At 72.1% G+C, this 26108-nt stretch carries 22 protein-coding genes; 14 read left to right on the forward strand and 8 right to left on the reverse strand.

The annotated features are described in order from the left end of the window. Complete coding sequence (locus ACFQGU_RS04155) at window positions 1–537, forward strand: PH domain-containing protein (protein WP_386764101.1); 537 nt, start codon at window positions 1–3, stop codon at window positions 535–537. After that, complete coding sequence (locus ACFQGU_RS04160; protein ID WP_386764102.1) at window positions 534–1997, forward strand: PH domain-containing protein; 1464 nt, start codon at window positions 534–536, stop codon at window positions 1995–1997. Before ACFQGU_RS04155 ends, ACFQGU_RS04160 begins: the two co-directional genes overlap by 4 nt. Window positions 1998–2000: 3 nt before the next feature. Here ACFQGU_RS04160 and ACFQGU_RS04165 read toward each other — a convergent pair whose 3' ends face one another. The 3 genes from ACFQGU_RS04165 to ACFQGU_RS04175 form a co-directional block, all read right to left on the reverse strand. After that, window positions 2001–2942, reverse strand: a complete 942-nt coding sequence (locus ACFQGU_RS04165) for a carbohydrate ABC transporter permease (protein WP_386764103.1) — start codon at window positions 2940–2942, stop codon at window positions 2001–2003. 110 nt (window positions 2943–3052) lie between these two features. Next, window positions 3053–3256, reverse strand: coding sequence for a hypothetical protein (locus ACFQGU_RS04170; protein WP_386764104.1), 204 nt, complete (start codon window positions 3254–3256; stop codon window positions 3053–3055). A gap of 80 nt (window positions 3257–3336) precedes the next feature. Then, window positions 3337–3693: a VOC family protein gene (locus ACFQGU_RS04175; protein WP_386764105.1), complete on the reverse strand. Its 357-nt coding sequence runs from the start codon at window positions 3691–3693 to the stop codon at window positions 3337–3339. 251 nt (window positions 3694–3944) lie between these two features. Between ACFQGU_RS04175 and ACFQGU_RS04180 the strand changes: the two genes are divergently transcribed. Beyond that, complete coding sequence (locus ACFQGU_RS04180) at window positions 3945–5522, forward strand: HNH endonuclease signature motif containing protein (RefSeq protein ID WP_386764106.1); 1578 nt, start codon at window positions 3945–3947, stop codon at window positions 5520–5522. Between the two features lie 299 nt (window positions 5523–5821). Here ACFQGU_RS04180 and ACFQGU_RS04185 read toward each other — a convergent pair whose 3' ends face one another. Further along, window positions 5822–6859, reverse strand: a complete 1038-nt coding sequence (locus ACFQGU_RS04185) for an SAM-dependent methyltransferase (RefSeq protein WP_386764107.1) — start codon at window positions 6857–6859, stop codon at window positions 5822–5824. A gap of 102 nt (window positions 6860–6961) precedes the next feature. Here ACFQGU_RS04185 and ACFQGU_RS04190 point away from each other — a divergent pair, with 102 nt between their 5' ends. Genes ACFQGU_RS04190 through ACFQGU_RS04210 form a run of 5 tightly spaced genes read left to right on the forward strand, consistent with a single transcriptional unit; the run spans window position 6962 to window position 12124 of the window. After that, window positions 6962–7876, forward strand: coding sequence for a Rossmann-like and DUF2520 domain-containing protein (locus ACFQGU_RS04190; RefSeq protein WP_386764108.1), 915 nt, complete (start codon window positions 6962–6964; stop codon window positions 7874–7876). After that, the gene (gene panC / locus ACFQGU_RS04195; RefSeq protein ID WP_386764109.1) at window positions 7873–8742 is read left to right on the forward strand and encodes a pantoate--beta-alanine ligase; all 870 of its coding nucleotides are present in this window, start codon (window positions 7873–7875) and stop codon (window positions 8740–8742) included. The genes ACFQGU_RS04190 and panC overlap by 4 nt, the downstream gene beginning before the upstream one ends. Next, window positions 8739–10409, forward strand: a complete 1671-nt coding sequence (locus ACFQGU_RS04200) for an L-aspartate oxidase (protein ID WP_386764110.1) — start codon at window positions 8739–8741, stop codon at window positions 10407–10409. Before panC ends, ACFQGU_RS04200 begins: the two co-directional genes overlap by 4 nt. Beyond that, on the forward strand, window positions 10400–11308 hold the full coding sequence (nadC, locus tag ACFQGU_RS04205) for a carboxylating nicotinate-nucleotide diphosphorylase (RefSeq protein WP_386764111.1): 909 nt from the start codon (window positions 10400–10402) through the stop codon (window positions 11306–11308). The genes ACFQGU_RS04200 and nadC overlap by 10 nt, the downstream gene beginning before the upstream one ends. 57 nt (window positions 11309–11365) lie before the next feature. Continuing rightward, entirely contained in the window at window positions 11366–12124 is a 759-nt protein-coding gene (locus ACFQGU_RS04210) for a type III pantothenate kinase (RefSeq protein ID WP_386764112.1), read from the forward strand. Here the strand turns inward: ACFQGU_RS04210 and ACFQGU_RS04215 are convergent. Then, window positions 12121–12870 (reverse strand): class I SAM-dependent methyltransferase, encoded by a 750-nt coding sequence (locus ACFQGU_RS04215; RefSeq protein WP_386764113.1) that lies wholly within the window; start codon window positions 12868–12870, stop codon window positions 12121–12123. The two genes, ACFQGU_RS04210 and ACFQGU_RS04215, sit on opposite strands and share 4 nt — an antisense overlap. 54 nt (window positions 12871–12924) lie before the next feature. On the opposite strand from ACFQGU_RS04215, the gene lysS reads away from it, so the two are divergent. Beyond that, on the forward strand, window positions 12925–14433 hold the full coding sequence (lysS, locus tag ACFQGU_RS04220) for a lysine--tRNA ligase (protein WP_386764114.1): 1509 nt from the start codon (window positions 12925–12927) through the stop codon (window positions 14431–14433). Continuing rightward, entirely contained in the window at window positions 14430–14939 is a 510-nt protein-coding gene (locus tag ACFQGU_RS04225) for an amino-acid N-acetyltransferase (protein WP_386764115.1), read from the forward strand. The genes lysS and ACFQGU_RS04225 overlap by 4 nt, the downstream gene beginning before the upstream one ends. Before the next feature lie 87 nt (window positions 14940–15026). On the opposite strand, the gene ACFQGU_RS04230 is transcribed toward ACFQGU_RS04225, so the two are convergent. Together ACFQGU_RS04230 and ppc are read right to left on the reverse strand one after the other, a co-directional pair. Then, complete coding sequence (locus tag ACFQGU_RS04230; protein WP_386764116.1) at window positions 15027–15527, reverse strand: glutathione peroxidase; 501 nt, start codon at window positions 15525–15527, stop codon at window positions 15027–15029. 120 nt (window positions 15528–15647) lie between these two features. After that, window positions 15648–18443 (reverse strand): phosphoenolpyruvate carboxylase, encoded by a 2796-nt coding sequence (gene ppc, locus ACFQGU_RS04235; RefSeq protein ID WP_386764117.1) that lies wholly within the window; start codon window positions 18441–18443, stop codon window positions 15648–15650. 289 nt (window positions 18444–18732) lie between these two features. Between ppc and ACFQGU_RS04240 the strand changes: the two genes are divergently transcribed. Both ACFQGU_RS04240 and ACFQGU_RS04245 read left to right on the forward strand, forming a co-directional pair. Further along, a complete protein-coding gene (locus ACFQGU_RS04240; protein WP_386764118.1) occupies window positions 18733–19074 on the forward strand; it encodes a histone-like nucleoid-structuring protein Lsr2 in 342 nt (113 codons plus the stop codon). A 10-nt stretch (window positions 19075–19084) separates the two neighbouring features. Continuing rightward, entirely contained in the window at window positions 19085–19525 is a 441-nt protein-coding gene (locus ACFQGU_RS04245; RefSeq protein ID WP_386764119.1) for a GNAT family N-acetyltransferase, read from the forward strand. A 3-nt stretch (window positions 19526–19528) separates the two neighbouring features. On the opposite strand, the gene ACFQGU_RS04250 is transcribed toward ACFQGU_RS04245, so the two are convergent. Next, entirely contained in the window at window positions 19529–21550 is a 2022-nt protein-coding gene (locus tag ACFQGU_RS04250) for a spermidine synthase (protein ID WP_386764120.1), read from the reverse strand. A gap of 303 nt (window positions 21551–21853) precedes the next feature. On the opposite strand from ACFQGU_RS04250, the gene ACFQGU_RS04255 reads away from it, so the two are divergent. Together ACFQGU_RS04255 and ACFQGU_RS04260 are read left to right on the forward strand one after the other, a co-directional pair. After that, window positions 21854–24403, forward strand: a complete 2550-nt coding sequence (locus tag ACFQGU_RS04255) for an ATP-dependent Clp protease ATP-binding subunit (protein ID WP_386764121.1) — start codon at window positions 21854–21856, stop codon at window positions 24401–24403. Between the two features lie 301 nt (window positions 24404–24704). After that, window positions 24705–25970 (forward strand): glycosyltransferase family 87 protein, encoded by a 1266-nt coding sequence (locus ACFQGU_RS04260; RefSeq protein WP_386764122.1) that lies wholly within the window; start codon window positions 24705–24707, stop codon window positions 25968–25970. Window positions 25971–26108 lie beyond the last annotated feature (138 nt).

The following is a 26108-nucleotide window of genomic DNA, read 5'->3' on the forward strand; positions in this document are numbered from 1 at the left end:
GTGGACGCCGCCGAGAACGCTGCACCTGCCACCACCACGTCGGTCGCGGAGGTGTTCCGTCCGCCCGGCGGCGAGTGGGTGCGGGTGTCGCCCGTCCTCGCCCGCGCCTACCGCATCGAGCTCGCGATCTCGCTCGGCCTCGGCGTGCTGCTGGTGTGCGGCGGACTGCTGCTGATCCCCGACGTCCCGCGTGTGATCCCGATGGTGATCGCGCTCGTGGCGCTGGTCGCCTTCGTGTGGATCTGGATCGTGATCGGGCGGCGCGTCACGTCGTGGGGGTACGCCGAGCGCGCGGACGACCTGCTCGTCACGAGCGGGATCCTGTTCCGCCGCCTGGTGATCGTGCCCTACGGCCGCATGCAGCTCGTCGATGTCACCGCCGGGCCGCTGCACCGCGCGCTCGGCATCACCACCGTGCAGCTGCACACCGCGGCTGCCACGAGCGACGCGCGGATCCCCGGCCTCACGCCGGACATCGCCGCCGACCTGCGCGACCGGCTCGCCCGTCGCGGCGAGGAGAGGTCGGCAGGGCTGTGAGCGAGCAGGACCCGCTCTCGTTCGAGGTCTTCAAGCCTGGTCGCCCCGACGAGCAGGGGCGCCGCAAGGTGCACCCGCTCACCCCCTTGATCCAGGCTGTGCGCTGGTGGCCGGCGGTGCTCGTCGCCGTCGTGGCCATGCCGGGGCAGATGGATGTGAGCGTCGGTGGCGGCGCCGTGGCGATCGGCGGTGGCGTGCTGATCCTCATCACCTCGCTCGCCATCGGCTGGAACTACCTCGCATGGCAGCGGCTGTCGTTCTGGTTCGACGACGACGGCGACCTCCGCGTGCAGAGCGGCGTGCTCACCAAGCAGGAGCGGCGGCTGCAGGTGTCGCGGCTGCAGTCGGTCGACGTGCTGCAGCCGCTGCTCGCGCGGCTCGCCGGTCTCGCCGAGGTGCGCATCGAGGTGGCAGGAGCCGGCGACTCGCGGCAGAGCCTGCAGTTCCTCACGCTGGCCGACGCCAACGCCCTGCGCAACGAGGTGATCGCGCGCTCGGCCGGCGTACGCCATGACGCCGAGGAGGCCCCCGAGACGCTGCTCGCGAAGGTGCCTCCGGGCGACCTCGTGCTGTCGCTGGTGCTGCGCCTCGAGACGGCGATGCTGCTCCTGCTGACGGCGCTCCTCGTCACGGTCACGCTGAGCACGGCGGGCCCTGCCGGCCTGGTGTTCGTGCTCATCGGCGGTGTGCCGATCTTCAGCGTGTTCGCGCAGTTCTCGCGCTACTACGACTTCACCGTGGCCGAGTCCCCGGACGGCCTGCGGCTGCGGCACGGGCTGCTGCAGCGCACGCGGCAGACCGTCCCGCCGGGCCGCGTGCAGGCGGTGGGCTTCGTGCAGCCGATCCTGTGGCGCAAGCGCAACTGGGTGCGCGTGCGGCTGAACATCGCGGGGGCGGCGTCCGGCTCGCAGGGCAGCGGCGACCAGTCGTACACCGAGAACGTGCTGCTTCCGGTGGCCCCGTGGCCGGTCGCGCTCGCGATCGTCGGGCGCGTGCTGCCCGGCGTCGACATCATGTCGATCCCGCTGATCCCCGCGCCCGAACGCTCGCAGAAGCGCGCCTGGATCCAGTGGCGCCAGCTCGGCCTGGGCTGGAACGACGAGGTCTTCGTGTCCCGCGGCGGCCGCATCACCCAGCACTGGGAGGTCGTGCCGCACGCGCGCACGCAGTCGGTGCGTGTCACGCAGGGCCCCTGGCAGCGCTCGCTCGGGCTCGCCTCGCTGCACATCGACTCGACCCCGGGCGCGGTGAAGATCACGGCGCACCACCGTGATGCGGGAGAGGTACGCCGCATCGCCCAGGAGCAGGCCGATCGCGCTGCCGTGGCGCGCGCCGCAGACCGGTCGCTGCGCTGGGCCGCGCCCACCGATGCCGCCGCGCCGTCGGACGAGGAACCGCCGGCTCGGGACGAGGTCTCGAGCGGCACCACGGTCCTGCCCGCTGCCGACCCCGGCGACTGAGGATCAGTTCTCGACCGATCCGGCGAGCAGCCCCCTGACGAAGTAGCGCTGCAGCACGAAGAACAGGGTCAGGGGCACGACCAGCGCGACGAACGCACCCGCCGTCAGCAGGTGCTCCTGCTGGCCGTAGCCGCCCTTCAGGACGGCGAGGTAGGCCGTGACCGGAGCGACGTCCGGCGAACCGGTCGAGAACGTGATGGCCACGATGAGGTCGTTCCAGATCCAGAGGAACTCGAAGATCGCCAGCGAGGCGAGCATCGGCGTAGCCAGCGGCAGGACGAGGCGGCGGAAGATCTGCACGTGCGCGGCGCCGTCCACCCTCGCGGCGTCGAACAGCTCGCGCGGCAGCCGCGCGACGGTGCCGTAGAGCAGGAACACCATGAGCGGCAGCACGAGCATGAGGTGCGTGATCCAGAGCGGCACGTAGGTGCCGGCGAGGTACGACGTCCCTGTGGAGGGGTCCACGATCCGGGGCAGGATCGGGATGGGCCCGAGCGACCACCCCTGCCCGAAGAGCGCGGACAGCGGCACCAGCGCCATCTGCACCGGAACCACCTGCAGGGCGACGATGCCCGCCAGGACGAGGCGCGATCCTCGGAAGGGCAGCCACACCAGCGCGTAGGCCGCCATGCACGCGAGCACCAGGCCGATCACCACCACCGGCAGCGCGATCACGACGGAGTTGACCAGGTACGGCGTGATCCCGGTCGGCAGCGTCTCGCCGCCGGACAGCACCTCCTGGTAGTTCTCGGTGGTGAAGGTCCAGTCCTGGAACGCGACCCACCACCCGCTGTAGGCGGACTTCTCGCTCGGTCGCAGCGACGTCACCAGCAGGCCGAACGTCGGGATGGTCCACACCACGGTGAGCGCGACCACGGCCGCAGCCGCCCACGGGCTCGCCGCACGCCCAGGGCCGCGGGGCGACAGGCTGCGACGTCGGCTCACAGGCACACTCTGGAGCGTCCCCGCCCGCCGGACCGTGCATTCCCGAGTGTTCCCGGGCTGGGATCGCCCGACGGGCTCGAGGGAGGCCCCGCTCGGACGCGACGAGGCGATCAGGTCTCGCTGGCGTCGGACGCCGAGAGCGCCTCCTGCCAGACGCGGGACGCCTCGTCCTGACCGAGCTTGGCGACGGCGAGCCGCCACAGCTCGCGGAGCTCGGCACGGTCCGCCCGGGCGACCTCGGTGAGGAACCAGGCGTACGAGTGCTCGGGCGGCTGCCCGCCGTCGTCGGTCCACCGTGCGGTGTCGTCGCCCATGTCAGCCCCTGCCGTCGCTTCCACCGTACGTCGGCGCCGACGGACGGGCCAGGGAGCAGGGGGCCGATCGTAGAGCGGGCTCAGCCGTCGAGCGGCTGCCAGAGCTCGAACCGGTTGCCCTCGGGATCGACGGCGTACCCGAACCGGCCGTAGCTCTCGTCGATGACGTCGTCCTCGACCGTCGCGCCGGCCGCCCGCAGCTGGGCGAGCATCGCGTCGAGGTCGGTGACGCGGAAGTTGAGCATCGTCTGCTGCTCGCGCCGTCCGAAGTAGTCGGTGTCGGCCGGGAAGGGTGCGAAGACGGTCATGCCCGCCTCCTGCTCCCACGGTGCGCCGCCCACCCCGGCGATGCCGAGGTTGGCCTCGTACCAGGAAGTCAGGGCCTCCGGGTCCGCGGCGCGGAAGAAGTAGCCCCCGATGCCCGAGACGCGTTCCATGCCGCCGAATATCGCACGCCGGCACCGGATGCGGTCCCGGTTCACCGAACGTTCACCACTGACGCTGTGCGGTCGGCGAGCGCCGCACGGGTGTGGATCTGGTGACCGGGCGGCTGCCCCGAGCGCCCGGGTGCGGGTGCTGTGGACGACACGCCGTAGGTGCTGACCTGTGGATGGGAATCGCCGAAAGTCGTTGGGATTGTTGGGCTTCAGGGGTTGTATGTTTGTAGAACATGTGTACGATTAGATTCTTGAGCACCGCCACCCTCCCTCCCGTCGCCGACCTGGTCGGTGACGTTCGCGAGGTCCGTGCGGTGCTGGGTCGGATCGGTGCTGCGGTCGCTGCGGGGGAGCATCGCCGTGTCTCGGCAGTTCGGTGCGCCGGGCTGACCGCCGAGCTGCTGGGCGCGCTGTCGGTGGGGCAGGCCGCTGTGGCCGGGCTCGGCAAGCGGGCGGACGACTCCAAGGAGCTCCGCGCCCAGGGCTTCGCGTCGCTGCATGCCTACCTCCTGGCCGGCGTCGGCCTGTCCAAGGGTCATGCGTCGGCCGTGGTCGGCCAGGGTCGCGCCCTCGAGCGCTACCCCGACGTGCGAGCGGCCGTGCTCGCCGGCGAGATCTGCGTCGACGCCGCCCAGGCCGTCACCGAGGCGGTCGACCGCGCGGTCGCCGACGTCGAGAAGGCCGATCGCGCCGATGCTCGGGCGGCGGGCGAGGCGATCATGCTGCCGCTGGCCCGAACGCTTCCTGTCGCGGATGTGGTCGCGGCGGGGAAGAGGCTGCTCGACGCGCTCGACCCCGAGTCCGCTGCCCGCAAGGCCTTGGAGTCGTTCGAGAAGGCGCGGCTGCGGTGCGCGCAGGTCGGCGACCAGTACGTCATCCACGGCACCGTCCCCATCGAGACCGGGGTCGCATTCGTGACGATCCTCGAGCGGCTCGTCGACCAGCGCTACCGGTCCGGGTCGCTGCGGGAGGACGAGCAGCCCACCGGTGACGATGCCGAGGACACGCGCCGGCGCCGTCACGCCCGCGACCGGCTGTGGGCGGAGGCGTTCGACGAGCTCGTGCGTGGGCTGCTCGGCAACCCCGAGCTCGCGGGCCTCGGCACCCTGCACGGCGCATCGCCGCACGTCACGATCATCGCCGAGCAGGGCGCGCTCGACTCCGGCCTCGGCGGCGAGATCGTCGCTCCTTGCGCCGACGCCCCGATCCCTGTCCCCGCGCAGACCGTCGAGCGGATCCTGTGCAACGCTCGGGTCACCGAGATCGTCACCACCGGCTCGAGCCCGGACCTCTCGGGTGCGGCACTGCGGATCTCGCGCTTCCGGCGGGCGGACGACGAGACCCCGGACGGCTGCTGGATCGATCCCCGCGACGAACTGCCGCCGGTCCTCGGACTGGTCGACCTCGTGGGCATTGCAGAGCCGGCTGGCGACGGTCTGCCCAGCCCCCTCGCGCTGCTGACACGCCAGCACCACGTCTTCTGCCACGGTCGCGACTACCGCACGGCACCCCTGACCCTCCGCCGTGCGCTTGAGGCGCGCGACCGGCACTGCCGGTTCCCCGGATGCCGCGTCGACCCCAGCCGGTGCGAGGCCCACCACGTGCTCGAGTGGGAGCTCGGCGGCCCGACCTGCCTGTCGAACCTGGTGCTCCTCTGCCGGGCCCACCACATGCTCGTCCACGAGGGCGGCTGGCGGATCGTGATCGACGACCGGCACGACGCCGGGCACCCCGACTACTTCCGATTCGACCCGCCCGAGCGAGGTCGCGGATCCCGGTACGCAGCGACCACCGCCTTCGGCCGACCACCCGACCGATCCCAGCCCTGAGACCCCAGCGGGGGAGCTGCGTTCTCAGGGCGCCTGCACTGTGCCGCGCACGGCGCGGACCCTCAGCGCGATGCGCTGCCCCTCCACTCGAACCACCCAGCCGGGACGACGACGTCGTCATCCCGGCCACACGCATGTCCGAGCCTGCGCCCCCACAGCCGCCCAATATCCGGCTACTCGGCGTCGCCGCGGATGGACGATTCGGTAGTGGAATCTCGCCCTCTGCCCCGACTTTCCACTACCAAATCGCGCTCCGACGTGCCGATTGCGATCGGGTGGACGCGGTAGGCAGAAGCCGGTCAGACGTCGGTGCGGATCCACCAGAAGGCGCCGAGGCCGTTCGGGTCGATCAGCTCGGCGGTCTCCGACGACGCTGCCAGAGCGTCGAGGTACGCCGGGGGATCGCTGACCGAGAGCGCGTGGTCCGGCAGCGAGGCGTCGACCCCGAGCGAGAGCAGCGCCTCGCGCTGACGGACGACGGAGGCGCCGGCCCTGTGCGCGAGCGCGTCGACTGCGACGTGCGCTGTGAGGTTGCACGTGCCGTCGGGCACCGGCGCCACGACGTCGCCTGAGCGGTAGCCGGTGAGTGAGCCGTCCGACGGTCGCGTCTCGCGGGTGTGGCCGTAGTCGACGGCGAGGGCGATGCCGGCGTCGAGGCACGACACGACCTCCTGCCAGAGGTCGTCGCGCGGAAGGCCGATCTCGGCGCGGTCGCCCGGGGAGGCGAGCGGCCACCAGGCCGACAGCCAGGTGCGGGCGCGTGCGGCGTCGAGGCCGTGGGCCGCCCACGCGTCGTCGTCGGTGAGCGCAGGCCCGAGCGACTCGGCGCCGGACGCGTCCACGAGGACGAGTCGCGGGACGCCGGAGGAGTCCACCGAGACGATGTCGCACGGCACGTCGTCCAGCAGCTCGTGCGCCACGAGGAGGCCGCGCAGCCCACGGGGCACGGAATCGGGCGCCCAGCCCTCGATCCAGCGGATGCGCGGGTCGAGGCCGACCGGGCGGCGGCGTACGTCGACCGCGGTGATCCGCAGCCGCGACCCGACCGACGGCGGCAGAGCGGCCAGCACCGAGACGAGCAGCTCGCCGCGGCCGGTGCCGACGTCGACGAGGTCGAGCGGGTCCGGGCGGCCGAGCCCGGCGTCGACCGCGAGCAGCAGCCGCGCGAGCGCAGCGCCGAGCGCCGGCCCCACGTGCGCGGAGGTGCGGAAGTGCGAGGCGGGTTGCTGCGGAGCGCGCCCGTCGGCCCCGGCGTAGAACGACGACGCCGCGCGCCGCCAGGCGAGCGACCACGGCACCGCGGCCGCGGTGTCGGGTGAGTCGGGCACGGTCGGCACACGTGCACGCTACCGGCGTCGTTAGGCTGACAGTGTTCGGCAGAAGCACGCCCACCCAGTCAGCGACCGGTACCCGAGAGGGACCGGAACGAGAGGCCGCTCGTGACCGACGCAGACCCCACGCACGACGCCGCACCGCCGCGACTCTCGGTCGGCGTCGTCGGCACCGGTCGTGCGGGCGCCGTGCTCGGTGCAGCGCTCGCCCGCGCGGGTCATCCCGTGGTCGCGGCGTACGCCGTCAGCGACACGAGCAGGCTGCGCGCCGAAGCCCTCCTGCCGGGAGTGCCGCTCGTGCCCGTGGTCGATGTGCTAGCCGCCGCTGACCTCGTGCTGCTCACCGTTCCGGACGACGTGCTGCCCGGGCTCGTGGCCGGCCTGGCCGAGACGTCGTCGTTCCACGCGGGCCAGTTCGTCGCGCACGCGAGCGGCCGCCACGGCTACGGCGTGCTCGACCCCGCGACGCGCCAGGGCACCCTCCCGCTCGCGCTGCACCCGGTGATGACGCTCACCGGCACGTCGCTCGATCTCGCGCGGCTCACGGGCTGCCCGTTCGGCGTGACGGCGCCCGACCAGCTGCGGCCGGTCGCTGAGGCGCTCGTCGTGGAGATGGGCGGCGACCCGGTGTGGGTCGAGGAGGGGAGTCGCGCGCTCTACCACGCGGCCCTCGCGCACGGCGCGAACCACCTCGTCACGCTGGTCGCGCAGACCCTCGACCTGCTGTCGTCCGCAGGTGTCGAGCACCCCGCCCGGCTCGTCGCGCCGCTGATGACTGCGGCGCTCGACAACGCGCTGCGGCAGGGTGATGCGGCGCTTACCGGGCCCGTCGCGCGTGGTGACGCCGGTACGGTCGCTGCGCACGTCCGTGCGATCGGCGAGGTGTCGCCGGAGGCGCGGACGGCGTACGTCGCGCTCGCGCGCGTCACGGCCGACCGCGCGCTCGCTGCTGGCACCCTGAAGGCCGCGAGCGCAGAGGCCCTGCTCGACGTGCTTGTCGGAACAGACGAGGAGAAGCGATGAGCGGCGAGACGCGGGTGGTGCAGTCGCGCACCTCGCTCCGGGCCGCGTACGCCGGCCTCCCGGCCGGCACCAAGCGCGTGCTCGTGCCGACGATGGGCGCGCTGCACGACGGGCACGCCGCGCTCATGCGCGCGGGTCGGGTGCTCGCTGGCCCCGGTGGCCACGTCACGGCGTCGATCTTCGTGAACCCCACGCAGTTCGGCGCGAACGAGGACCTCGCGAGGTACCCGCGATCGCTCGAGGCCGACGTCGACGTCTGCGCGGGCGAGGGCGTCGACCTCGTCTTCGCGCCGAACGTCGAGGGCATCTACCGCGGCGGCGACCCGCTCGTCACGGTCGACCCGGGCGCGATGGGCACGCTGCTCGAAGGAGCCGTGCGTCCCGGTCACTTCCGCGGAGTGCTCACGGTGGTGCAGAAGCTGCTGCACCTCACGAGCGCAGACGTGGTGCTGCTCGGCGAGAAGGACTACCAGCAGCTCGTGCTCGTGAAGCGCATGGTCTTCGACCTCGACCTGCCGGTGGAGGTCGTCGGCGTGCCGACCGTGCGGGCCGACGACGGGCTCGCGCTGTCGAGCCGCAACGCCTATCTCAGCGCCGACGAGCGCCACCTCGCACTCACCGTGCCGCATGCGCTCGACGTCGGGTCCGGCGTCGCACGGTCCGGCGGCACCGCGCGCGACGTCGTGTCGGCTGTGCAGTCGTTCCTCGACGAGCACGACGGCATCGTCACCGACTACGCCGTCGTCACCGACCCGATGCTAGGCGCGCCCCCCGAGCAGGGCGAGGCCCGGCTGCTGCTCGCCGTGCGCATCGGCACCACACGGTTGCTCGACAACATCCGCATCTCGATCGGCGGCCACGCGTGATCCGGCTCCCGCGGCGCCTCGCCGCGTCCGCGCCAGGATGGACGATCGAGGTCGACGTCGTGGTCGTCGGGTCCGGCGTCGCGGGCCTGACCACCGCGCTGCACGCGCGTGCCGCGGGCTACCGCGTGCTCATCGTGACCAAGGCCCAGGTGGACGAGGGCTCGACCCGGTGGGCGCAGGGCGGTATCGCCGCTGCGCTCTCGCCCGACGACTCGCCCGCCGAGCACGAGGTCGACACCCTCGTCGCCGGTGCGGGCCTCTGCGATCCCGGAGCCGTGCACGCGCTCGTGACCGAGGGGCCCGACGCCGTACGACGCCTCATCGCGCTCGGCGCGCGCTTCGACACCGACGAGAGCGGCGACATCGCCCTCACCCGCGAGGGCGGGCACCTGCGCGACCGCATCGCGCACGCGGGCGGCGACGCCACGGGCGCGGAGATCTCGCGTGCTCTCGTCGCTGCGGTGGCGGGCAGGGCCGGCATCCGCGTGATCGAGAACGCGCTCGCGCTCGACCTGCTCGTCGACGACCACGGTGCCGCCCAGGGCCTGACCCTGCACGTGATGGGCGAGGGACAGCACGACGGTGTCGGCGCCGTGCTCGCACCGGCCGTCGTCCTCGCGACCGGCGGGCTCGGCCAGGTCTTCAGCCTGTCGACCAACCCGGCCGTCGCGACCGGCGACGGCGTCGCGGTCGCCCTGCGCGCGGGTGCCGCGGTGGCCGACCTCGAGTTCGTGCAGTTCCACCCCACGGTCCTCTGGACCGGCACCGGTGCCGAGGGGCAGCAGCCACTCGTGAGCGAGGCCGTGCGCGGCGAGGGCGCGGTGCTGCGCGACGACGCCGGGGTCGCGTTCATGCAGGGGCAGCACCCGCTCGCCGACCTCGCCCCGCGCGACGTCGTGGCGAAGGCGATCATGCGCCGCATGCGCGAGACGGGCGCCAAGCACGTGTGGCTCGATGCCCGCGAGTTCGGCACCGAGATGTGGGAGAGGCGGTTCCCCACGATCCTCGCCTCGCTCCGCGAGATCGGCGTCGACCCGAGCAAGGAGCTCATCCCCGTCGCACCGGCGCAGCACTACGCGTCGGGCGGTGTGCGCACCGACGCCTACGGGCGCTCGTCGGTCCGCGGCCTGTACGCCGTGGGCGAGTGCGCCTGCACCGGCGTCCACGGCGCCAACCGGCTCGCGTCCAATTCGCTCCTCGAGGGGCTCGTCTTCGCATCGCGGATCGGCGACGTCCTCGCCGAGGGTCTGCCCGAGCGCCGCGACCCGGTCGCACCGAGCGCGGACGGCGTGCTCATGAGCGAGGCCGCCCGCCGCTCGATCCAGGTCGCGATGACCGAGGGCGTGGGCGTGCTGCGCTCGCGCGACTCGATGTCGACCACGCTCGGCGTCCTCGACGCCCTCGCGTCCAGCGTCACCGGCGACCCGCGCACCAAGGCGTGGGAGACCACCAACCTCCACGCTGTGGCCACCGTGCTCGCCGCGAACGCCAAGATGCGCAAGGAGACCCGCGGGTCGCACTGGCGCGAGGACTACCCCGACACTGACGACGCCAGCTGGCACGTGCGGCTCGTGTCGCGGCTCGACGACGACGGCGTGCTCGTGACCGTGCGCGAGGACGTGCCGCAGCCGGATGAGGGCGTGAAGGAGGAGCAGGCATGGGCCTGAGCAGCGGAGTGGTCGCGGCCCTCGAGGACGCCGGCCTCGACCCGGCCTACGTCGAGGCGCTCGTGCGCGCCACGGTGGCGGAGGACCTCGACGGCGGAGTCGACGTCACGTCGGCCGCGACGGTGCCGGCCGACCAGCGCTCGACCCTCGACCTGGTCGTGCGCGGCACCGGTGTCTCGGCGGGTGCGCCCGTCGCTGCGGCAGTCTTCGACGCGGTGTCCGACGGCGACGCCACGGTGTCGGTCGTGACGCCCGACGGCACGCGCGTGGGGCACGGCGACGTCCTCGTGACGGCACAGGGCCGCACCCGCGACTTGCTCACCGCGGAGCGCACCGCGCTCAACCTGCTCTGCCACCTGTCGGGCGTCGCGACGGCGACCGCGCTGTGGGCCGACGCGCTCGAGGGCACCGGCGCGAAGGTGCGCGACACCCGCAAGACCACGCCGGGGCTGCGCGTGCTCGAGAAGTACGCCGTGCGCTGCGGCGGCGGCGTCAACCACCGCATGTCCCTGTCCGACGCCGCGCTCGTCAAGGACAACCACGTCGTCGCGGCGGGCGGTGTGGCCGCTGCGTTCGAGGCCGTGCGCGCGATGTTCCCCGGCCTCGCCGTCGAGGTGGAGGTCGACTCCCTCGGCCAGCTCACCGAGGTGCTCGACGCCGGTGCCGACCTCGTGCTGCTCGACAACTTCAAGCCCGACCAGATGCGGCTCGCGGTCGGCATCGCCCGCGAGCACGCCCTCGCCCACGGCCACGAGCGCGCCCTGCTCGAGGCGTCCGGCGGCCTCACCCTCCCCGACGCCGCCGAGGTCGGTGCCACCGGCGTCGACTACATCGCGGTCGGGGCGCTCACCCACTCCGCTCCCGTGCTCGACGTCGGAGCCGACCTCAGACCCCTGTAGATCCCCGACGACGGCGTCCCACCCGCGCGGGGGGCGACCACGAACCAGGAGACCCGCATGCTGCTCGCGATCGACGTCGGCAACACCAACACCGTCCTCGGCCTGTTCGACGGCGAGGAGCTCGTGCGGTCGTACCGCGTCAAGACCGACGCCCGGTCGACCGCCGACGAGTACCGCCTCACGTTCCGCGGCCTGCTCGTCGACGATCCCGACGTCACCGGTGTCGCGCTCTGCTCCACCGTCCCCGCGGTGCTGCGCGAGATGCGCACGATGCTCGAGCGCTACTACGGCCACGTGCCGCACGTGATCGTCGAGCCCGGTGCGAAGACCGGGGTGCCCGTGCTCATGGACAACCCCAAGGAGGTCGGCGCCGACCGCATCGCGAACACCCTGGCGGCGCACCACCTCTACGGCGGCCCGTGCATCGTCGTCGACTTCGGCACCTCGACGAACTTCGACGTCGTCTCCGCCAAGGGGGAGTTCCTCGGCGGCGCGCTCGCACCAGGAGTCGAGATCTCGCTCGACGCGCTCGCGCAGCGCGCTGCCCAGCTGCGCAAGGTCGAGTTCGTCGCTCCGCGCTCGGTCATCGCCAAGAACACGGTCGAGGCGCTGCAGTCCGGCGCGCTCTACGGGTTCGCGGGCCAGGTCGACGGCATCGCGTCGCGCATCATCGCCGAGCTCGGCGGCTCGGTCACCGCGGTGATCGCCACCGGTGGTCTCGCGCCCGTCGTCATCCGGGAGTCGTCCACCGTCACCGTGCACCGCCCCGACCTCACGCTGCAGGGCCTGCGGCTCGTCTACGACAAGAACGTCTAGGGGCGCGTCCAGCGGTACGTCGCCGTCACGTACGGGAACTCGACCACGGCGCGGCCGCGCGTCTGCGGGTGCGTGGCCATGAGCTCGCGCACCGCGGCGTACAGGTCGTCGGCGTCCTCGCGCAGGTAGACGTAGGAGTACGTCGAGACCAGGCCGACCACCTGGTCGGGGGTCATGAGCACGGTGTGCGGGATGTCGGCGCGCACGACTCCGGGGTGCACGGCGTCGATCGCCTCGAACGCCTCCGTGCGGTTGGAGCGGAACGAGTCGCCGCCGTCGACGATGTCCGACAGCGCATCCATCCACGGCACGCGGGTGTCGCGGGTGTTCCAGACCAGCACGACGACGCCGCCTGGGCGCAGCACGCGCGTGAACTCCGCGGCAGCGGCCGGCGCGTCGAACCAGTGCCAGGCCTGGGCCGCGGTGACGGCGTCCAACGACGCATCCGGTAGCGGGAGGGACTCGGCCGGCGCCTGGGCGCGCAGCACGCCGGGCAGGGCCGCGCCGAGCTGCTCGAGCATCCCGGCGTCGGGCTCGTAGGCGCGGACGTCGAGCCCGAGATCGACCAGCGAACGGGTGAGCAGGCCGGTGCCCGCGCCGACGTCGGCGACGTCGCGGACCGTGCGCGTGGCGCCGTGCAGGCCCCAGACGAGGGCGTACGCCGGGTAGCCCGGGCGCAGGGCGTCGTACCGGTCGGCCGAGGCCCCGAAGGAGAGGCGGCGGTCGGCGTAGCTGGGCTCGGTCACGCCGCGACGTTATCCCTGCGAAGCGCGCTTCGGGGCCCCGATAACCTTGCGCGCATGACTGACCAGCCCGCCGTGCCCGTCGATGCCGAGGACGACCTCCCCGAGCAGATCCGGGTCCGCCGGGACAAGCGCCAGCGCCTCCTCGACTCCGGCCAGGACGCCTACCCCGTCTCGGTGCCGCGCACGCACTCCATCGCCGACGTCCGAGCGGCCCACCCCGGTCTCGAGCCCGACACCGCCACCGGCGAGATCGTCTCGGTCGCCGGTCGCGTGATCTTCGTGCGCAACACCGGCAAGCTCTGCTTCGCCACCCTGCGCGCCGGCGGCGGCGCCGAGATCCAGGCGATGCTCTCGCTCGACAAGGTGGGCGAGGACCGCCTCGCGGCGTGGAAGTCCGACGTCGACCTCGGTGACCACGTCAGCGTGACCGGCGAGGTCATCACATCGCGCCGCGGCGAGCTCTCGATCCTGGCCGACTCGTGGCTGCTCGCGGCGAAGACGCTGCGTCCGCTCCCGGTCGAGCACAAGCCGCTCGCGGAGGAGACCCGTGTGCGGCAGCGGTACGTCGACCTCGTCGTCCGCCCTCAGGCCCGCGAGGTCGCGCGCCTGCGCATCGCGGTGGTCGCCTCGCTGCGCGAGAGCTTCGCGCGCCGTGGCTTCCTCGAGGTCGAGACGCCGATGCTGCAGACGCTGCACGGTGGCGCCACCGCCCGGCCGTTCGTCACGCACTCCAACGCCTTCGACATGGACCTCTACCTGCGCATCGCGCCCGAGCTGTTCCTCAAGCGCTGCATCGTCGGCGGCATGGAGCGCGTGTTCGAGATCAACCGGAACTTCCGCAACGAGGGCGCCGACGCCACGCACTCGCCGGAGTTCGCGATGCTCGAGTACTACGAGGAGTACGCCGACTACCGCACCAACGCAGCGATGACGCGCGAGCTGATCCAGGAGGCCACGCTCTCGACGTACGGCTCCTTGCAGTTCACCCGCTACGACGGCCAGGAGCGCGACTTCTCCGGCGAGTGGGACGAGGTCTACGTCTACCCGTCGGTGTCCGAGGCGGTCGGTCGCGAGATCACGCCGTCCACCCCGGTGGAGGAGCTGCGCGAGCTCTGCGAGGCCGTGGGCATCAAGCCCGAGAAGACCTGGGTCGCCGGCAAGTACGTCGAGGAGCTGCTCGAGCACCACGTCGTCGAGCACCTCACGCGCCCGACGTTCGTCTACGACTACCCCGAGGACACCTCGCCGCTCGTGCGCAGCCATCGCACGCAGCCCGGCGTCGTGGAGAAGTGGGACCTCTACATCGACGGCAACGAGCAGGGCACGGGCTACTCCGAGCTCGTCGACCCGGTGCTGCAGCGCGAGCGGCTCGTGGCGCAGTCGCTCCTCAAGGCCGGCGGCGACGTCGAGGCGATGCAGGTCGACGAGGACTTCCTCCGCGCGCTCGAGTTCGGCATGCCGCCCTCGGGAGGTGTCGGTGTCGGCATCGACCGCCTGCTCATGAACCTCACCGGCCTCAACATCCGCGAGACGATCCTCTTCCCGCTCGTGAAGCCCGAATGAGCCCGGCGTCCCGCGTCGTCGTACGGGCCGCGCGCACGGCCGACGTGCGCGCCATCCGCGCCCTCGTCGACACCTATGCGCCCGACCGGCGTCTGCTCTCCAAGGCCACCGTCGCGCTCTACGAGGACATCACGGAGTTCCTCGTCGCCGACCTCGACGGCGAGGTCGTCGGGTGCGGTGCGGTGCACGTGTTCTGGGAAGACCTCGCCGAGGTCCGCACGGTGGCCGTGGACCCGGCGTTCGTCGGCACCGGGATCGGCAGCGTGCTGCTCACCGCGCTCGTCGGCCGCGCGCGCGAGCTCGGCGTCGCGAAGGTGTTCTGCCTGACCTTCGAGACCGAGTTCTTCGGCCGGCACGGGTTCGTGGAGATCGAGGGGACGCCGGTCGACCACGACGTCTTCGAGCAGCTCCTGCGCTCGTACGACGAGGGCGTGGCCGAGTTCCTCGACCTCGAGCGCGTGAAGCCCAACACCCTGGGCAACCACCGCATGCTGCTCGTCCTGTAGCCGCCGCGCCCCGCCACGGCGAGGGTCGGGTGCCGGATCCCGGGCTCTGCCCCGGAATCCACCGTCCGACGTGGGATGCGGCAGCGGTCAGGCTGCGCGGGAGACGAGCACGGCCTCGATGTCGGCGCGCATCGACAACGGGTCGGTCTTCGGTGCGTAGCGCGTCACCGTGGTGCCGTCGGGCGCGACGAGGAACTTGGTGAAGTTCCACTTGATCGTCGAGGACATCAGGCCGCCGCCGCGCTTCTTCAGGAAGCCGAACACGGGGTGGGTGCCGCGGCCGTTCACATCGACCTTGGTCGACAGCGGGAACGTGACGCCGTAGTTGATGGTGCAGAACTGCTCGATGGCGGCGTCGTCGCCGGGCTCCTGGTGCGCGAACTGGTCGCAGGGGAAGCCCAGCACGACGAGCCCGCGGTCGGCGTACTCCTCGTACAGCGCCTGCAGCGCCTCGTACTGCGGCGTGAGGCCGCACTTGCTGGCCGTGTTGACCACGAGCACCGGGCGCCCGGCGTACTGCGCCAGCGGCACCTCCTGCCCGGCCGGGCTGGTGTAGCTGAGGTCGAACAGGGTCGCGTCGCTGGTCATGGCTCCATTGTCCCCCGGTTACGGGACCCGGCGAACCGAGCGGGCCACGAGCGCTGCGCCTCACCCACCGAAGTGCCCGAAGACCCTTGTGATCTCTGGCACTTCGGTGGGTGAGACGCGTCAGCCGGTGTTGCGCAGGCCGGTGGCGATGCCGTTGACCGTCAGCAGCAGTGCACGGCGCAGGGTGGGCTCGACGTCGGAGTGCTCGCCGCCTGCCGTCGTCGCGCGGGCACCGCGGACGCGGGCGAGCAGCTGCACCTGCAGGAGCTGCAGGGGCAGCAGGTACCGGTCGCGGGTGGCGAGGGTCGAGGCGAGCATCGGCTGCGCACCGAGCAGCTCGGTCTCACCGGTCAGGGCGAGCACCTCCTGCAGGGTCAGCGCGTGCTCGGCCTCGATCGCGGCGAACACGTGCTGCAGCTCGGCTGGCACCAGGGCGTCGACGTACTCGCGGGCCACCCGCAGATCGGTCTTGGCGAGGGTCATCTCGACGTTGGAGATGAAGTTGCGGAAGAAGTGCCAGCTGGAGTGCATCTCGTGCAGCGCGTCGCCGAGGCCCGCCTCGCGGGCGGCCCGCAGGCCTGACCCGACACCGAACCAGCCGGGCACGATCTGCCGCGACTGGGTCCAGCCGAACACCCACGGGATCGCGCGCAGCGACTCGATGCCGGCGCCCTCCGTCGCGCGTCGGGCGGGGCGCGAGCCCAGGTGCATGTCGGCGAGCTCCTCGACGGGGGTGGAGGTCGCGAAGTAGTGCGGCAGGTCGGGGTCGTCGACGAGCGAGCGGTAAGCCTTCTGCGCCTCGGTCGACACGAGGTCCATGGCCGGGTCCCAGTGCGCGAGGTTCGTCGCGTTCGCCCGCGGCTGCTGGTGCAGCACGGTGGCCTCGACCACCGCGGCGAGCAGCAGCTCGAGGTTCTCGCGCGCGAGCCCGGGCAGCAGGTACTTGTCGGAGATGACCTCGCCCTGCTCGGTCAGCTTGATCTCGCCGTCGAGGACGCCCCACGGCTGCGACAGCACGGCCTCGTACGTCGGCCCGCCGCCGCGCCCCACGGTGCCGCCGCGGCCGTGGAACAGCCGCAGCCGCACGCCGTGCGCCCGCGCCACATCGCGGAGCCGGCGCTGCGCGAGGTGGATCTCCCACTGCGAGGTCGTGATGCCGGCGTCCTTGTTGGAGTCGGAGTAGCCGAGCATGACCTCCTGCACGTCGCCGCGCAGCGCCACGATCTCCCGGTACGACGGGTCGGACAGCAGACCGTCGAGCAGGTCGCCCGCCCGGCGCAGCTCGTCGACGGTCTCGAGCAGCGGGGAGAACCCGACCCGTGCGACGCCGCCGGCGATGTCGACCAGCCCCGCCTCGCGCGCGAGCACCACGGCCGCAAGGACGTCGTCGACGCCTTTGGTCATCGAGACGATGTAGGTCTCGCACACCTCGGGGCCGTACTTGTCGAGCGCCTCGCGGATCGCCACGAACGCGCTGTAGGTGCGCAGGTCGTCGCCCTCGAGCGGCGGGGGCGTGGGCGCGAGGGGCCGGCGCGAGGCCAGCTCGGCCGACAGCAGCCGCAGCCGGTGCTCGCGCGGCAGGTCCTCGTAGCGCCAGCCCTGCTCGCCGAGGCGGTCGACGAGCTTCGCGACGGCGCTGTGGTGCATCGACGCATGCTCGCGGACGTCGAGCGTGACGAGCGACAGGCCGAACGCGGCCACGGAGCGGATCGCGCGCGCGACCACGCCCCGGGCAGCCAGCTCGCCGCGGTTCGCCTCGAGCGAGGTCTGCACGAGCATGAGGTCGTCGAGCAGATCGCGCGTGGAGAGGTAGTCGCGCCCCGCGCGGTGCGGCGTGCCACCGGTGATGCGCGCGCGGGTGTTGACCAGCTTGGCGCGCACGCACGTGAGCTTGAGCCGGTAGGGCTCCTCGGCGTTCAGCCGGCGGTAGCGCGGGTCGAGCTCGGTGAGCGTCGCGAGGTCGGCGTCGAGCGAGGCGCGCAGCTCGGGCGTCACCTCGTTGAGCCGCTCGGACACCGAGAGGTCCTCGAGCAGCTTGTCGATGACGGGGAGCAGGTCGCGGATCGCGTGGTCGCGGACGAGGTCGACCACGCGCAGCGTGACGTCGGGCGTGACGAACGGGTTGCCGTCGCGGTCGCCGCCGATCCACGATCCGAACGACAGCGGCCGGGCGTCGGACGGGAGCTTGACGCCGACGGTCGACAGCGCGTGCGCGAGGTCGTCGAGCACCTCCGACACCGGCCCGCTCGCGAGGTCGTCGAGGTAGTAGAGCGCGTTGCGCGCCTCGTCGAGCACCTCGGGGCGGTCGAGGCGCAGCTCGTCGGTCTGCCAGAGCAGGTCGACGAGCTCGGCGGCACGCGCCGAGACCCGGGCGTCGTCGAGGCCGATGCCGTCGGCCTCGGCGCGGTCGAGCAGGTCGGCGATGGCGCGCAGCTTCAGGAGCACCGAGCGGCGGGCCGCCTCGGTCGGGTGCGCGGTGAAGACCGGGCGGGCCGACAGACGGGCGACCCCCGCGGCCACCGACTCGGGCGTCACCTCGCCGGCGGAGATCGCGGCCGAGATGCGGGTGGCTGCGCGCGAGAGCGGGTCGCCCGCCACACGGCGCGCGTCGCGCTGCTCGCGGGCGCGGTGCACCTGCTCGGTCACGTTGGCGAGGTGGAAGTACGTGGAGAACGCCCGCGCCAGCCGGGTCGCGGTCTCCACGTCGAGGCCAGCGAGCAGGTCGGAGGTCTCGCCGAGGTCGGCGCGGGCGGTCCGGCGGATCTGCTCGACGAGCCCGAGCAGCGACGCCGACTCCTGCCGCACGAGGGTCGCGCCGAGCAGCTCGCCGAGCACCCGGATGTCGCGGCGCAGGGCGGCGGTGTCCTCGGAGACGCCGAGGGAGGACTCGAGAGCGAGATGCAGGTCGCCGGTCATGAGCGTCCGTCCGCTTAAGGGTGAAAGGGACGGCGCGGCGTCGCTGACGCACCGGGGGGAAGCCTACCGGGGTCCCGGCTGCCCGCCTGCCGCCCGTCCGGGCGCGGCAGGGCTCCGCCCATTTCCCGAGCTCGTGTTTCGACTTTCCACCGGTAATCCCCATCCTGTGGATATCCCGTCCGAGTGAATTCGCCTCCTGAATTTCATCCCCGGGCTTTCCTGTGCTTTCCTTTTCCCGCTCCGGGGAATCCCGGACAAACACCGGAATATGCGACAGGAATGGTGCGCCATGGCTCAGAAGGTCCAAGTCGTGCTCGTGGACGACCTCGACGGCGGCACCGCCGACGAGACGGTCACCTTCTCCCTGGACGGCGTCTCCTACGAGATCGACCTGACCCACGACAACGCCGCCCGCCTGCGCGACCTCCTCGCGCCGTACGTCGGCCACGGCCGGCGTATCGGCGGCGGACGCCGCTCGGGCTCCACCGGCGGCCGGACCACCGGCAAGAGCACCGGCGGGGTCGACCCCGCGCAGGTGCGCGCCTGGGCCAAGAGCGAGGGCATCGCCGTGAACGAGCGCGGTCGCATCAGCGCCGACCTGCTGGCCAAGTTCCAGGCCGCGCAGTCCTGACGGCGGCCGCATGACCGTCCTGGCCCGTCGTGACGACGGGCTCGTCATCGACGACGACCCCGACCGTGTCGACCTCGACGCCACGTACGCGATGGTCGTGGGCGAGGGCTACTGGGCCAACGCGCGAACGCCCGGCACCGTGGCCGCCTCGGTGCGGGGCTCGTGGGTGTTCGGCGTGTACGACGGCGCCGCCCAGGTCGGCTTCGCCCGGGCCGTCACCGACCGCGCGACCTTCGCGTGGATCTGCGACGTGATCGTGACCGAGGACTACCGCGCCCGGGGGATCGGCTCGTGGCTGGTCGCGACCGTGTTCGACGCCGTCGAGGCCACCGGCGTGCAGCGCCAGCTGCTCGCGACCCTGGACGCGCACGAGGTCTACGCCCGCGAAGGGTTCACACCCCTGGCGAAGCCGGAGACCTGGATGGAGCGCGACCGGCGCCCACCGGCCTGAGCGTCAGCCGACCGGGACCGGCGACTTCACCTTCGGGCCGAGGAGGAACGCCCCGGCGTAGAGCAGCGCGGCGAGCCCGAGCAGCGCCGGGTAGCCGACGACGAGCGCGAGGTACTCCAGGCACCCGCCGACCATCGCGCCGAGCAGGTTGGCCGCGAACGCCCCGGTGGCGTCCTCGGTGGTGTCGAAGCGCGTCGCGAACACGATGTTGGATGCGAAGACGGGGCCGAAGGCGATGGCGACGGCCACGACCACGCGCAGCCCCATCGGCAGGCTCAGCAGCCAGGACGTGGGCACGAGCCAGGCGATGAGCAGCGTGGCCCCGAGGAACCCGAACGCCACCGGTCTCGACGGGCGCTTCTTCATCCGCCGGGTCACCTCCACGGCGAGCAGCACCACGATGAGCACACCGGCGAACACGATCGCGTTGACCACCCAGGTGGTGCCGAACAGCAGCGCCGACCACGTCACCGCCCGCGTCTCGAGCAGGAGGAACGCGGCGCCGAGGCACGCGAGGTCGGCGTACGGCGCCATCCGGCGCAGCGGCCCCCCGATCACGCGCACGGCGATGAGCGAGACCAGCAGCACCATGACGATCACGAGCAGGAACGTGCCCGGGATCGAGGCGTCCTTCAGGTAGAGGAAGGGGCGCTCGTCGTGCACCGGCGGCGGGCCGGACAGGTCGGTGACGACGGACGCGTCGACGGCGGGGTCGCCGCAGCGCTGGTCGGCCTCGGTGAGGCCGGCGACGATGACGGCACTGCGCGCGCGGAAGGCATCGACGCACGGGGCGTGCCCGAACGCGGCCTCGGCGGTGTTCGCGAGCCGGCCGATCAGCCAGTTCTCGCGGTAGTAGTTGTACATCGCGAACGCGCCGCCGGGCTTGAGCACCGCCTTCACGTCCTCGAGCGCCTCCTGGGTGAACAGGTAGCTCTCGAGCCGCAGCTGGTTGGACCCGGCCACCAGCGTGAGCGAGTCGGGCAGCGCGAAGATCACGAGGTCGTACTTCTTGTCCGTCGTGTGCAGGAAGGCGCGGCCGTCGCCGATGTACGGCGTGACCCGCGGGTCGTCGTACGGCTTCTGCGGGTGCAGCTCGACACCGAGCTGCTTGATGCGGGGGTCGATCTCGACGGCGTCCACGCTGGTGGCGCCCTGGCGCAGAGCGAGCGCGACGTCCGACCCGTTGCCGGCCCCGACGACGAGCACGTCGCCCACTGGGCCCTCGGTGATCCGCTCGTACGGCTGGGCGTAGAAGGGCTCCGCCTCGAGCCGGAAGTCGAGGTCGACGATCGCCTGGTGCGGAACGCCGTTGGCGATGACGGCGTACGCCGGGGTCTGCGTGCCGGCCTGGTCGGTGGCGACCTGGTCGATCACCTGGATCTTGTAGTACGGCGACCAGATGTCTCCCTCGCGCAGCACGCCGACCGACATCGAGTAGACGACCACGCCCAGCGCGACCACGGCGATGCCCTGGGTGGTGAGCCGGCTCCCGCCGACCAGCGCCAGCACGAGGGCCGCGATGACGATCGACCAGACCACCGGTCCGGCGCCGACGTACGACAGGACGGCGAAGCTCACCGTGCCCGCGAGGCTGCCGAGGAGGTCGAAGCGGTAGGCGTCGAGGCGGGGGAGCTCGAAGAAGCACTCGGCGACCATGATCGCCGGGCCCATGAGCACCGCGGCGACGGCCACGAAGACCAGCGTGAGGGTGACGACCGGCGGCCATGCGCCCTCGGTGCTCACCGCGGTGAAGTAGATGAGGTCCGAGCCCGTCTGGTCGACCCCGCCGGGGATGAACGGCACCGCGAGCAGCAGCACGGCGAGGGCGGGGGCGAACCATGCCCCGCGGCGGCGGTCCGGCTTGGCCACGAGGAACCCGAGGCCGATGCCGAGGAACGACCCCAGCAGGACGATGTTGGAGAAGTACGACAGGTGCAGGAGGTTGGCGCCCAGCCAGCGGATGAGCATCAGCTCGGTGAAGAGCATGAGCGCGCTGGCGAGGAAGAGCCGAAGCCTGACCGACATGCGGCGCATCCTCTCGGACCCGGACCCCTCGGGGTGGGAGGTCGCCGAGACCGGCCCCTCCGCGCCGCCCAGGCCTGCCGGCCGGGTGCCCGAGGCAGGCCCCGGCCTGGTCGGTGGTGACGACCGGTCGGGCCCCCGTCCGAGCCCCGCGAGGGACCGTCCGGGGGCCCGGTTCACCGAGGGCGTAACGGCCGGAGGAACGTCCTGTGCGCCAGGAGGGTTCTGCGGAGGTGAGCCCTGGGGATACCCGGGCTAGGCTTGCGAGAACGGCCGTGACGCGGCCGCTCGTGGTGAGGAGTGCAGATGTTCGAGAGGTTCACCGACCGGGCTCGCCGGGTCGTCGTCCTGGCCCAGGAAGAGGCCCGGATGCTCAACCACAACTACATCGGCACGGAGCACATCCTGCTCGGCCTCATCCACGAGGGCGAAGGGGTGGCTGCCAAGGCGCTCGAGTCCCTCGGGATCTCGCTCGAGGCCGTGCGCCAGCAGGTCGAGGAGATCATCGGCCAGGGCCAGCAGGCCCCGTCCGGCCACATCCCCTTCACCCCGCGCGCCAAGAAGGTGCTCGAGCTGTCCCTGCGCGAGGCGCTGCAGCTCGGCCACAACTACATCGGCACCGAGCACATCCTGCTCGGCCTCATCCGTGAGGGCGAGGGTGTCGCCGCCCAGGTGCTCGTGAAGCTCGGCGCCGACCTCAACCGTGTCCGCCAGCAGGTCATCCAGCTGCTGTCGGGCTACCAGGGCAAGGAGCCCCAGCAGGCCGCCGGCCCGCAGGAGGGCACGCCCTCGACCTCTCTCGTCCTCGACCAGTTCGGCCGCAACCTCACCCAGGCGGCCCGCGAGGGAAAGCTCGACCCGGTCATCGGGCGCGAGAAGGAGATCGAGCGGGTCATGCAGGTGCTGTCCCGCCGCACCAAGAACAACCCCGTGCTCATCGGTGAGCCCGGCGTCGGCAAGACCGCGGTCGTCGAGGGCCTGTCCCAGATGATCGTCAAGGGCGAGGTGCCCGAGACGCTCAAGGACAAGCAGCTCTACACGCTCGACCTCGGTGCCCTCGTCGCCGGCAGCCGCTACCGCGGTGACTTCGAGGAGCGCCTCAAGAAGGTGCTCAAGGAGATCCGCACGCGCGGCGACATCATCCTGTTCATCGACGAGATGCACACGCTCGTCGGCGCGGGTGCGGCCGAGGGCGCGATCGACGCGGCCTCGATCCTCAAGCCGATGCTCGCCCGCGGCGAGCTCCAGACCATCGGTGCCACCACCCTCGACGAGTACCGCAAGTACGTCGAGAAGGACGCCGCGCTCGAGCGCCGGTTCCAGCCGATCCAGGTGCAGGAGCCGACGCTGGCCCACACCATCGAGATCCTCAAGGGCCTGCGCGACCGCTACGAGTCGCACCACCGCGTCTCGATCACCGACGCCGCGCTCGTCGCGGCCGCCACCCTGGCCGACCGCTACATCAGCGACCGGTTCCTCCCGGACAAGGCGATCGACCTCATCGACGAGGCGGGCTCGCGCCTGCGCATCCGTCGGATGACGGCGCCGCCGGACCTCCGCGAGTTCGACGAGCGCATCGCCGACGTCCGCCGCGAGAAGGAGAGCGCGATCGACGCGCAGGACTTCGAGAAGGCTGCCTCGCTCCGCGACAAGGAGAAGCAGCTGCTCGGCGAGAAGGCCACGCGCGAGCGCGAGTGGAAGGCCGGCGACATGGACGTCGTGGCCGAGGTCGACGAGGACCTCGTCGCCGAGGTCCTGGCCGCGTCCACCGGCATCCCGGTCTTCAAGCTGACCGAGGAGGAGAGCCAGCGCCTCATCCGCATGGAGGACGAGCTCCACAAGCGCGTGATCGGCCAGGAGCAGGCGATCAAGTCGCTGTCCCAGGCGATCCGCCGTACGCGCGCCGGCCTCAAGGACCCGAAGCGTCCCGGCGGCTCGTTCATCTTCGCCGGGCCCTCGGGCGTCGGTAAGACCGAGCTGTCCAAGACCCTGGCGGAGTTCCTGTTCGGCGACGAGGACTCGCTGATCTCGCTCGACATGAGCGAGTTCTCCGAGAAGCACACGGTCTCGCGCCTGTTCGGCTCGCCGCCCGGGTACGTCGGCTACGAGGAGGGCGGCCAGCTCACCGAGAAGGTGCGCCGCAAGCCGTTCTCGGTCGTGCTCTTCGACGAGGTCGAGAAGGCGCACCCGGACATCTTCAACTCGCTGCTGCAGATCCTGGAGGACGGTCGCCTGACCGACTCGCAGGGCCGGGTCGTCGACTTCAAGAACACCGTCATCATCATGACGACCAACCTCGGCACGAGGGACATCTCCAAGGGCCAGGGCCTCGGCTTCTCCAACGCCGACGACACCAAGTCGTCGTACGAGCGGATGAAGCAGAAGGTCAACGACGAGCTCAAGCAGCACTTCCGGCCCGAGTTCCTCAACCGCGTCGACGACATCGTCGTGTTCCACCAGCTCACCCAGGACGAGATCGTCACGATCGTCGACCTCATGGTGGCCAAGCTCGACCAGCGTCTGCGCGACAAGGACATGGGGATCGAGCTGACCCGTGCGGCCAAGGACCTCCTTGCCGAGCGGGGCTACGACCCCGTCCTCGGTGCGCGTCCGCTGCGCCGCACGATCCAGCGCGAGATCGAGGACGCGCTCTCGGAGAAGATCCTCTTCGGCGAGCTGCGTCCGGGCTCGATCGTGGTGGTCGACGTCGAGGGCGAGGGCGCCGAGCGGCAGTTCAACTTCCGCGGCGAGCTCAAGACCGAGGTGCCGACCATCGACGACATCGTCGAGGCCGTCGGAGCCGGCGGGCCCGAGGAGCCCCCGGCCGCCCCGGCCTCCGGCGACGTCCCCGCCTAGCACCACCGCACGCACCACCGCCGAGGGCGGCACCCACCCGGGTGCCGCCCTCGGTCGTGTGCGATGAAGCGTGTGCGATGAAGGCGACCTTCATCCAATAGAGCCGAACAACTCCTCCCATCACCGGTGTGGCACTGCACGCCGTGGCGCAGAACGACGGAAGCCGGCGCCGGGTCCTGCCCGTCGCCGCACCTCGTCCAGGCGCCCGACGCGGCGATGCAGCGGCACGGGCCACGCCGGGCACGGAATCGGCGAGACTGGCCGGGGATCCCGGTGGGCGGCGTACGGCGAGGAGGCGGCGGTGGGGGCGTACGTCGACGGCCTGCTCACCCCCGCGCGGGTGCGCGTCGCGGCATGGGTCGTGGTCGGGCTGTGCGTCGTGGCCGCGGTGCTCAACGTCGTGCTCGGCGACCTGCCCGGGACGGCGATCGGTACGACGTTCCTGCCCGACTGGTTCGCGCACTGGACCGGCGGCCGCATGCTGCTCGACGGTCGCGCGTCCGAGCTCTACGACCCGGCCGCGCAGCAGGCGTTGCAGGACTCGGTGACAGGTGGACTACCGGTCCTCGCGTGGTTCGTCGCGCCGCCCGTCGCGGCGCTGGTGTACGCGCCGTTCGCCGCGCTCCCGTACGTCGCCAGCGGTGTCGTCTGGGCCGCGGTCACCATCGCGCTCCTCGTCGCCAGCGCCGCGCTCCTGCGCCCGCTGCTGCCGACGTACACGGACCGGCAGTGGCGGCTCGCACTGCTCTGCGTGGCGGCGAGCCAGCCGGTGCTCGAGCTCGTCTGCGGCGGCCAGGACTCAGCGCTCCTGCTCCTGGTCTGGGTCGCCGGCCTCCGGCTGCTGCACGCGCACCGCGACCTCGCCGCCGGCGCCGTGCTCGCGCTGGGCCTGGTGAAGCCCCAGCTGTTCGTGCTCGTCCCGCTCGTGCTGCTCGTGCAGCGGCGCTGGTCGGCGCTCGGCGCCTGGGTCGCCGCCACCCTCGCGCTGGTCGGCGCGTCCCTGGCCGTCGACGGCATCGACGGCAACCGCGCGTGGGTCGAGGCGCTCACCTCCGACCGCTACCACGAGGTCGTGCAGCTGGGCCAGAGCTGGATGATGCACGGCATCCCGTCGGCGCTGGTGTCGCTGCTGCCGTCGTCGTACGCCGGTGCCGCGCAGCTGGTCGGCCTCGCCCTCGGCGCGGTGCTCGTGGTGGCGCTGCTCCTCGTCGTACGCCGCACCCCGGAGGCGACGGTCTCCGCGACGTGGGCGCTCGTCGCGCTCACGACCGTGCTCCTGACGCCGCACATCCTCAGCTACGACCTCGTGCTGCTGATCCCCGCCGTCCTGCACCTCGCGCGCGGCGGTGGCACCCGCACGACCCGGCTCTCGCTGCTGGCGCTCTTCCTCCTCACCTGGACGGCGTGGCCGAGGCACGAGCTCGCCGCGCTCTCGCCCTGGCTCGGCTGGATCGGCGTCTCCTGGGCGGTCGTGCCGCTCCTCGTCCTCTGGCGCGAGGCGTACCGCGACCTCGCCGCTGCGAGCACCGACGCGGACGCCACCACGGAGTCGGCGCGAGCCGCCTGACCGAGCAGTCCGAACGGCCCCATGCCGACGCGGTCGGCTCGGCCCTTCCTCCGGACGTGTTTCTCTGCCCACGGCCGGACGCAGAGCGGGGACCGCCCAGCGGGCCAGCGGGCCAGCGGGCTATCGGGCAAGCGGGCG

The organism is Longivirga aurantiaca, from assembly GCF_042660085.1.
Taxonomy (GTDB): domain Bacteria; phylum Actinomycetota; class Actinomycetes; order S36-B12; family CAIYMF01; genus Longivirga; species Longivirga aurantiaca.

Excerpts from the sequence above, each read along its gene's own strand:
- ACFQGU_RS04170 (WP_386764104.1), bottom strand. The coding sequence starts at position 3,256 with ATGGGCGACGACACCGCACGGTGGACCGACGACGGCGGGCAGCCGCCC.
- ACFQGU_RS04175 (WP_386764105.1), bottom strand. The coding sequence starts at position 3,693 with ATGGAACGCGTCTCGGGCATCGGGGGCTACTTCTTCCGCGCCGCGGAC.
- panC (WP_386764109.1), top strand. The coding sequence starts at position 7,873 with ATGAGCGGCGAGACGCGGGTGGTGCAGTCGCGCACCTCGCTCCGGGCC.
- nadC (WP_386764111.1), top strand. The coding sequence starts at position 10,400 with ATGGGCCTGAGCAGCGGAGTGGTCGCGGCCCTCGAGGACGCCGGCCTC.
- ACFQGU_RS04210 (WP_386764112.1), top strand. The coding sequence starts at position 11,366 with ATGCTGCTCGCGATCGACGTCGGCAACACCAACACCGTCCTCGGCCTG.
- lysS (WP_386764114.1), top strand. The coding sequence starts at position 12,925 with ATGACTGACCAGCCCGCCGTGCCCGTCGATGCCGAGGACGACCTCCCC.
- ACFQGU_RS04225 (WP_386764115.1), top strand. The coding sequence starts at position 14,430 with ATGAGCCCGGCGTCCCGCGTCGTCGTACGGGCCGCGCGCACGGCCGAC.
- ACFQGU_RS04230 (WP_386764116.1), bottom strand. The coding sequence starts at position 15,527 with ATGACCAGCGACGCGACCCTGTTCGACCTCAGCTACACCAGCCCGGCC.
- ppc (WP_386764117.1), bottom strand. The coding sequence starts at position 18,443 with ATGACCGGCGACCTGCATCTCGCTCTCGAGTCCTCCCTCGGCGTCTCC.
- ACFQGU_RS04240 (WP_386764118.1), top strand. The coding sequence starts at position 18,733 with ATGGCTCAGAAGGTCCAAGTCGTGCTCGTGGACGACCTCGACGGCGGC.
- ACFQGU_RS04245 (WP_386764119.1), top strand. The coding sequence starts at position 19,085 with ATGACCGTCCTGGCCCGTCGTGACGACGGGCTCGTCATCGACGACGAC.
- ACFQGU_RS04250 (WP_386764120.1), bottom strand. The coding sequence starts at position 21,550 with ATGTCGGTCAGGCTTCGGCTCTTCCTCGCCAGCGCGCTCATGCTCTTC.
- ACFQGU_RS04255 (WP_386764121.1), top strand. The coding sequence starts at position 21,854 with ATGTTCGAGAGGTTCACCGACCGGGCTCGCCGGGTCGTCGTCCTGGCC.